The organism is Vibrio sp. 10N.222.47.A9 (assembly GCF_963872585.1).
Lineage (GTDB): Bacteria > Pseudomonadota > Gammaproteobacteria > Enterobacterales > Vibrionaceae > Vibrio > Vibrio splendidus.
Genome location: NZ_CAWNBB010000047.1, coordinates 186,234 through 193,658 on the forward strand (window position 1 = coordinate 186,234; position 7,425 = coordinate 193,658).

The window sequence follows — 7,425 nt, forward strand, 5'->3', positions numbered from 1 at the left end:
TATAAAGAGGACATTAATAAAGTTTCCCGGAATCTATGAAATTTCTATCAAAAGTCTCTTATTCCCTAGACGATAAAATCGCAGTAGATGAGTTGCTCAATGGGGTAGAAAACCCTGACGATATTGCCTGTCTTATTTGCTACTGCACAGAAGAGTACTCAACACTCGCTGTGCAGAGATATTTCGTAGATGCTCTCCCTAACACCCCAATACATGGCTGCACCACTTGTCACGGCATTATGACCGAAACTGGGTTCCACTCCGGCCCAGTGATAGGCGTACTCATCATCTATGACTCTGGGATCAACGCCTATGGTACGGGTATCGAGCACTTTAGCGACTCCATAAACCAAAGCACCTTCAGCGCCATCGATAAAGCACTTAAGAACGCCAACCGAGAAGGTGAAATCCCTGATCTTATCTTACTGCATTCCACTCCTGGCAATGAAGAGAAGGTAATGGCGGCTATCGATAAGAAGTTTGGTACTGAGGTACCTGTTATTGGTGGCAGCGCGGCGGACAATCAGGTTTCTGGAAACTGGAGTATCTTTACCGAAGAGTCACTCTCTATCAATGGCGTATCTTTAACTGTGGTATTTGCTTCTCAGTCCATCTATTCGTCTTTTAGTGCAGGCCATACGCCCACTCGCTATTCTGGGACCGTGACTAAAGTAAGAAACCGAATATTGTTGGAGATTGACCATAGACCAGCCGTCACCGTTTATAACGAATGGACCAATTTCCATCTAGGTGGTAGTGATGATGGCTATATATTCGAAAAATCGTCCGTGTATCCGCTAGGGCGAAAAGTTGGCTCTTCATACGACTACCCATATTTCAAATTGTCCCACTCAATCAGAGAAACAGAGTGCAATGGAATCGAGCTATTCACAGATATCAGTGAAGGCGACACCATTTATTTGATGCAGGGCTCTAAACAGCAATTGATAAGCCGTGCCGCTAATATTATTCACTCTTCTTACTACAACGACATGGATTTAGAAGAGAAACTAGGTGCGATCAACATCTTCTGTGCAGGTCCAATGTTGAACCTTAAGCAAGATATGGACGAAGTATGCGATCAAATAAATCAAGCACTTAACGGACTCCCATACATATGCCCATTCACCTTTGGTGAACAAGGAAGGTTATCTGGCGGTGAGAGTGCGCACGGAAATTTAATGGTATCGTCTGCTACGTTTTATAGGTTGAAAAAGTAATGGGTTCTGAAGGTCAAGAAGCGCTGCAAGAAGCACGTATTGAACTGCAAAAACTAAAAGCCCGTGAGCGAAAACTGGCTGAAGAGAACAGGGTGATCTTATCAACCATCTCTGCGATCAGTAAGGCAAGTAACATATCTGAGATATTTTATAGTCTTGAATTTGTGCTCAAAAAATACATTAAATTTGATGACTTTATCGTAATATCTAGGGTAGGGAACGAAGGCAATTTCAAAACCCTGTTAACCAATAACAAAGTCTTCGAACAAATGAATTGGAGTGATTGTGGCAAGCTATCTCGAGTGATCAATGGAGAATGCGCCATCCTTTTTGAACCAAAGTCTCTGGGTGAATTCAATTCCTTACATCCCATTATCCTCGATCAAATCAACTCTGTTCTAATTACTGGTATCGATAGCGGACTAACACAATCCGTCATCATCTTTATCCACTCCAATACCAAGCACTTTAGTGTTGAAACCAAAGCAACCCTAAACCGATTTAGACCACTGATTGAGCGTGCTGTTTTCGATATTGAAAACAAAGAAAAGCTTGAAGCAACCGTTCGAGAGCGTACAGCAGAGCTTGTCACAGCAAGAAAAGACGCAGAAAGAGCCAACAAGGCCAAGTCTGAATTCCTCGCAATGATGAGTCATGAATTAAGAACACCGCTAAATGCCATCATTGGCTTGATAGACGCCCTAAAATCCACACCTCTGAACGACGAACAACAGTCTATACTGCTTAATATGAGCACATCATCTGAGCTTCTACTGGCAATTATCAGTGATGTATTGGATTTTTCTAAGATTGAATCTGGATGTTTCTCACTAGCACCTCAATGGAGCAATGTAAGAGACACTGTAACTTTTGTATTATCTGAACAAAAGAAGACAGCAGACGATAAAGGGTTGGCGCTAACGGTAACCAGCGATATCCCTGAAGGTGAACTTCATTACATCGATCCAAGTCGCTTGGCACAGATCCTATTTAACCTGATTGGCAACGCGATTAAATTTACTGAGCGTGGGCATGTCCATGTTTCTATCAAATACCTGCAGAGCTCATTCTATATAACAGTAGAAGACACCGGGATTGGCATTAGCTCACAACAACTTTCGTCGCTATTCAGCCCATTCGTGCAAGCTGATAGCACAATCACACGCAGATTTGGTGGCACCGGTTTAGGCCTGGCAATAACCAAGCGACTGGTAGAACTAATGCGAGGACGCATATCTGTAGAAAGTGAGCCAGGTAAAGGCTCTAAATTCGAAGTACAGTTACCAGTGCTTACCAGAGTCACGAACAATCTAGCTCACTGTGAAGAAGACAAATCTTCAAGAGAACTCAGAGGCCGCTATTCAGTTTTAGTTGTCGAAGACAATCCTACAAATCAAATGGTGATTAAATTGATTCTAACGCGACAAGGCCACGAAGTTTTCATCGCAAGTAACGGTGAAGAAGCAATTGGCTTTGTTGAAAGAGGAAACGACTCGATAGACATTATCTTGATGGATGTGTCGATGCCAGTAATGGATGGCCTAACGACAACTAAATACATGAGAGACGCGAACATCAAAACGCCAATCGTCGCGCTAACAGCACACACATCACTAGAAGATAAATATTCGTGCTTAGATGTAGGCATGAATGATTTCGTTACCAAACCAGTAAGAACCAAAGAGATCACCGAGGCTATTGATCGATTAATGCTTGAAATCTAATAAACGTATTCTTAATCGAAGATTAGGATATATGTTTATTAGGTATTTTATGGTAAATAGCCTTACTGTTAAATAGAACGCCAATTTGGTAGATAAACAAGAGGCAGGGCATCACACAAAGATACCTGCCTTATAAATGCCAAAACCAATTTAACATAATATACATAATACGCAGTCAAATATCGCTTCTTTAGTTTGCATCATCCATAACGCCAAACCTCCGCAAGCCATTGAAATTCCTGATAATCCTAACCCGTCAAACTTTTTTGCCATGTGTTCCCATAGCTGTTTTATCTCTGGATTGTCGTTGCGGTCAGCGTGCAAACCTATCAATGCTACCTGTGGGTCTAACTTTGCATTTTCTGCTAAAAAAACCGCTTGTAAATCAGTGAGATAGCGACGACCTTTGCGAAAATCACTGATTCTCTGCTGTGGTATGTTCATATCGTGTGCTATTTGCTTGTCTTGTACGTAATTTTGCGCCTTTTTATAGGCGTCTAACAGTTCATTCTGGTACATGGCAAATCCTCCGTTTTCCTAATCATAGCCTATTGCTAACCATTTTTGGTGTATTGCGTTAACCAAATCTGGTGTATATGATTTTCCCCGTTAACCAAATTTGGTTAGTCCTATTTTGACTGTCTAGGTCTGGGCTGTTCGCCCTTGACGCTTATAGCTCGGCTTAGACGGTCAATCCCAACTCAATAATCAGTCAAGGTGGTTGTTATGTTTATTATTCAAGTCTGCTCTGGTGTTCTTCCTCGATACCTTTCTCATTACATTGTTACTGATACGGGGCTTACTCCTGTAATCACGGTTCACAAAGATAAAGCTTTGCCTTTGACCGATGCCGATTCTCAAGATGCTTTCAAGCGACTTCTTCCTTTTTGGCCTCAAATGAAAGTGATTGAGGCTTAATCATGGCTTACGAGCGCGTTTTCGACCTCAAAACGAAAAGCTTTGAAATGATTGATTTCGTTCCGGTTCAATCATGGGCAACGGCTGAGCATGTTCATGATAATCAATTCGATTACTTGTCTTCATACAAAGACCATACGCGTCCTAGTTATCCTCTCGCGGCTTCGGTTGTCCCTGCGTTAAATCATAAGATTCACGCTCATGATGTGACGGGGCTTCCTTCTCTTGCTTATCGCCCTGCTCCATTGCTTTGTAATTCTTTGCCGTTTGGTTTAAAGCGCAATGGTGATTTTACTCGTCATATGCTCCGCGCTTACAAAGATATGTGTAAGAAAAAAGAAGAGATTGAAGCGGCCTATGCTTTACACCGCGCCCACGAACGACTGACTAAAAACGGTTATAGCGCGGCAATGCCTGATGATGATATTCGCCAACTCGCGGAAACCAAATCTAAACAATTTGGTTGTGCTGTTGCTCGTCTTCCTGATGTTGAATCGCAGTTTAAAACCTGTGTGAAGCTTCTTGATTCGCTTGGCCTTGGCTTCCGTGATGAAGTGATTGAAAAAGCGCATTCTAATAACGAACTGCATTCTCTTGTAGCTCGCGCAATTGATAATAATTGGCTCGTTCGCCAGTTAAGAAGAAAGTGTGCTTATGAAGTTGAACAGGTGGCGCGAGACTTGGCACTTGTTGAACGTCATAAGCAAATTTATTGTTCTGATTTTTCAGTTCGTAGACACCGTGACCGCATGAAATCTAATGAGATTGCATTAGAAAAAACGGTGGCCTTTGATGAGAACGACCCTCAAACCTTTTTTACTCTTTCTGAGTTGTCGGCTAAATCAGTTTCTAATCCAGAATTAAGACGTAATGAAATGTTTGCCCGTCTTAATGGCTTCGAAAACATCGCTAAAAAATCAGACCATGACGCGGTGTTTTATACGGTGACTACTCCGTCAAGATTTCACGCGGTTTCTGGTGGTATGACTAATCCCAATTGGGAGAAAGCAGGACGACCGGACGCGAGACAATCACACGATCATTTGATTGGTGTTTGGTCTTCGCTTCGCAAAATTTTGGATAAGAACGATATCAAAATCTATGGGATGCGCATTGTTGAACCTCATCAAGATGGTACGGCTCATCACCACATGCTTTTGTTTATGGAAAAAGAACATCGAGCTTTTGTTACATCTGTGTTTAACCGTCTAGCCCTTGCTGATACGCCTAACGAATCAGGTGCTAAAAAGTACCGTTTCAAGTCTGAGCTAATTGATTTTAGTAAAGGTTCTGCTGTTGGTTACGTGGCTAAGTACGTGAGTAAAAACGTTGATGGTAAACACATCGATAAAGACCGCAGTTCTAATCTAGATGGTATTGCGGCTGCTGAACGCGTTGTCACTTGGGCGCGTGTGAATCGTATCAGACAATTTCAATTTATAGGCGGTGCTTCTGTCACTGTTTGGCGTGAGCTTAGACGCTTACGCGAAGAACTTAACGAGGAAGACGCTATGTTTTCAGACTTAAACAACGAAGAACATCTAACTCTAGAAAACGTTCGCAGGGCTGCGGATGCGGGTGACTGGGAAGCGTTTTGTTATGCCATGGGCGGTGTGTTTGTAAAGCGCAAAGACCAAACCGTCAAGGCTGCTTATGAAGTGACTAACACTATCGAAAAGCTAATTGAATCTGGTGGTGAATACTCTACTACCCGCTACGGTGACGCGGCTCAGGCTCGTATCTCTGGCTTAATGTTCCGTGATGTTCTTGTAGTCACTCGCTTTAAATCTTGGAAAGTCGAAAACATAGATAAATTCATTGCTTCACAAGAGAAAATCATGTCTGGGACTGTGGACTGGTTTGATGCTTTGGAGCGCGAGAAAGAATACGAATACATGCTAGATAGCCAGTATGAAGAATACGAGAAGCATCTAGCCCGTATGGATGAGATTGAGGCGCTTGTGCTCTTTGGCTCTTTAGAGCCTCGTGGGGCCTGTTCGGTGGGCGTAGCCCCTCCGGATAGGTTTCACTAGTCTCCTTGGACTTGTGTCAATAACTGTCTTTTTCTCTTTTAACCAAAAAATTACGTCAAGAAAGGAAACACAATATGAAACTCGAAGGTTTGATTTTAGACGATACCGATATCATTCAAGAAACAAAACCCGCTCGTGGTACGGGTGAGGCTTTGACTGTAGGTAAGTTGAAACTGATTACAACCAATCCGACTAACACTATCGAAGTTAAGATCTCCTCTGAGCTTTGGGCAGGAGGTAAGGCCGGAGAGGTTTTAAAATCTTGCGTTGGTAAGCGTATGCAATTCAATGTTGAGTATAAAGAATTTAGCTTTGGTAATGATGAGGGTAAGCACGTTGCTTTGAACGGCTTCCACTTATTCGATTTGCCACCGCTCCCAAAAAACTAAGTAATTAGGTCTTAGTGCTATGTCTATTTGTGTGACTGTTATTGATGGGATTTTGCAACAATCGTCTGGTGATGTTTGTGAGTATGTCTTGGTCTCTAAAGAACAGTTAACGCACTTGGTAGATGGTCAATTTGATTGGTCATTACTTGAATTCGACAAATCGTTGTATGAATTCGTTGTCGGTCAGAGCTTGGCAACCTTTGTTGGTGGTCATGTTCTAGGCCGTGTAATAAAACACTTTCGTTAATCCATTTAGGAGAATTATTATGATTAAACTACGTCAATTGGTTAGCAATAAAACCCTTGTTGCTTCTGTCGCTCTTACTTCTGGCTCTGCGTTCGCTGACCCAAGCGCGAATGAAACGGCTATCACTGCTGCCGTTAATGCGGGTAAAGGTATGGTCGAGTTAACTACTTCTGGTGTAATTGGTATTGCTGCTCTTGCCTTCGGTCTTGGTATGGTTGTTTCTTGGCTCCGTAAGTAATGATTATCTCCGTTGTTCTTGGCTCTCTAACGTGTGCCTCATTCCTTTATGGGGTTTATACCGGAGTCATAGCAGGTTGATTGATTGGGAGCTTAGGCTCCCTTTTTTGATGGTGTTTTATGTCTATTCGATTATTGACTCTGTTGTTTATATTTTCTTTTTATACTTCCCAAACCTTTGCTTCAGATACGTTTTGGAAAGTATCGACTAGCTATGCTCCTGAGTGCTTGAAAGATGGGCAAACTTTCACTAGTGATTATTTAATCGGTCTTACATGCTCTTCTGGAAGCACTAGTTACTCTAACTGTACTGCGTCATCGACTGGTGTCCGTTGTAGATATAAAACAAATAGAGGCAAAACGGGTTCTTCAGTTATTACTCATTATCTTTCCAATTTAACAAATTGCCCGCAAGGTGAAGTACTTTCTTCCAAAGGGATATGTGAACCCCGTTGTAAGTCGATGGAAGGAGAAAGTTTAGGAACGATTACTTTCCCTGTTGGTACTCGTGACGTTGCTGCGATTTGTAGAAATTCCTGTAGAGCTAATTCAAGCCTTTTTTTTCCTGCTGCTAATCCTCCGTATGGTGTTTTTGCCTATTCAGGCGATTCCTGTGATGGCTCAGAAACATCTGAAGGCGGTGAGACTGGTGGCGGT

The 7,425-nt window shown here is 42.3% G+C and carries 9 protein-coding genes; 8 read left to right on the plus strand and 1 reads right to left on the minus strand.

The genetic code is table 11. From position 1 onward, the window contains the following. Positions 1-35: 35 nt before the first annotated feature. Together AACT19_RS15560 and AACT19_RS15565 are read left to right on the plus strand one after the other, a co-directional pair. Positions 36-1,220, plus strand: coding sequence for an FIST signal transduction protein (locus AACT19_RS15560; RefSeq protein WP_004733673.1), 1,185 nt, complete (start codon positions 36-38; stop codon positions 1,218-1,220). After that, positions 1,220-2,944: an ATP-binding protein gene (locus AACT19_RS15565; protein WP_076647142.1), complete on the plus strand. Its 1,725-nt coding sequence runs from the start codon at positions 1,220-1,222 to the stop codon at positions 2,942-2,944. The genes AACT19_RS15560 and AACT19_RS15565 overlap by 1 nt, the downstream gene beginning before the upstream one ends. A 150-nt stretch (positions 2,945-3,094) precedes the next feature. On the opposite strand, the gene AACT19_RS15570 is transcribed toward AACT19_RS15565, so the two are convergent. Then, entirely contained in the window at positions 3,095-3,463 is a 369-nt protein-coding gene (locus AACT19_RS15570; RefSeq protein ID WP_076647143.1) for a DUF3693 domain-containing protein, read from the minus strand. 207 nt (positions 3,464-3,670) lie between these two features. On the opposite strand from AACT19_RS15570, the gene AACT19_RS15575 reads away from it, so the two are divergent. The 6 genes from AACT19_RS15575 to AACT19_RS15600 form a co-directional block, all read left to right on the plus strand. Further along, positions 3,671-3,862 carry a hypothetical protein gene (locus tag AACT19_RS15575; RefSeq protein WP_017089184.1) on the plus strand — a complete coding sequence of 64 codons (192 nt, stop codon included), beginning with the start codon at positions 3,671-3,673 and terminating at the stop codon, positions 3,860-3,862. A 2-nt stretch (positions 3,863-3,864) separates the two neighbouring features. Further along, positions 3,865-5,895, plus strand: coding sequence for a replication endonuclease (locus tag AACT19_RS15580; RefSeq protein WP_076647145.1), 2,031 nt, complete (start codon positions 3,865-3,867; stop codon positions 5,893-5,895). Positions 5,896-5,969: 74 nt separating this feature from the next. Next, positions 5,970-6,284: a chemotaxis protein gene (locus tag AACT19_RS15585; RefSeq protein ID WP_076647148.1), complete on the plus strand. Its 315-nt coding sequence runs from the start codon at positions 5,970-5,972 to the stop codon at positions 6,282-6,284. Between the two features lie 19 nt (positions 6,285-6,303). Next, positions 6,304-6,531, plus strand: coding sequence for a transcriptional regulator (locus AACT19_RS15590; protein ID WP_076647151.1), 228 nt, complete (start codon positions 6,304-6,306; stop codon positions 6,529-6,531). Positions 6,532-6,550: 19 nt separating this feature from the next. Continuing rightward, entirely contained in the window at positions 6,551-6,769 is a 219-nt protein-coding gene (locus tag AACT19_RS15595; RefSeq protein WP_076647154.1) for a hypothetical protein, read from the plus strand. A gap of 119 nt (positions 6,770-6,888) precedes the next feature. Then, positions 6,889-7,425: hypothetical protein (locus AACT19_RS15600; RefSeq protein WP_131825229.1), on the plus strand; the 537-nt coding region annotated here is incomplete at its 3' end.

Excerpts from the sequence above, each read along its gene's own strand:
- AACT19_RS15580 (WP_076647145.1), top strand. The coding sequence starts at position 3,865 with ATGGCTTACGAGCGCGTTTTCGACCTCAAAACGAAAAGCTTTGAAATG.
- AACT19_RS15595 (WP_076647154.1), top strand. The coding sequence starts at position 6,551 with ATGATTAAACTACGTCAATTGGTTAGCAATAAAACCCTTGTTGCTTCT.
- AACT19_RS15590 (WP_076647151.1), top strand. The coding sequence starts at position 6,304 with ATGTCTATTTGTGTGACTGTTATTGATGGGATTTTGCAACAATCGTCT.
- AACT19_RS15570 (WP_076647143.1), bottom strand. The coding sequence starts at position 3,463 with ATGTACCAGAATGAACTGTTAGACGCCTATAAAAAGGCGCAAAATTAC.
- AACT19_RS15575 (WP_017089184.1), top strand. The coding sequence starts at position 3,671 with ATGTTTATTATTCAAGTCTGCTCTGGTGTTCTTCCTCGATACCTTTCT.
- AACT19_RS15585 (WP_076647148.1), top strand. The coding sequence starts at position 5,970 with ATGAAACTCGAAGGTTTGATTTTAGACGATACCGATATCATTCAAGAA.
- AACT19_RS15565 (WP_076647142.1), top strand. The coding sequence starts at position 1,220 with ATGGGTTCTGAAGGTCAAGAAGCGCTGCAAGAAGCACGTATTGAACTG.
- AACT19_RS15560 (WP_004733673.1), top strand. The coding sequence starts at position 36 with ATGAAATTTCTATCAAAAGTCTCTTATTCCCTAGACGATAAAATCGCA.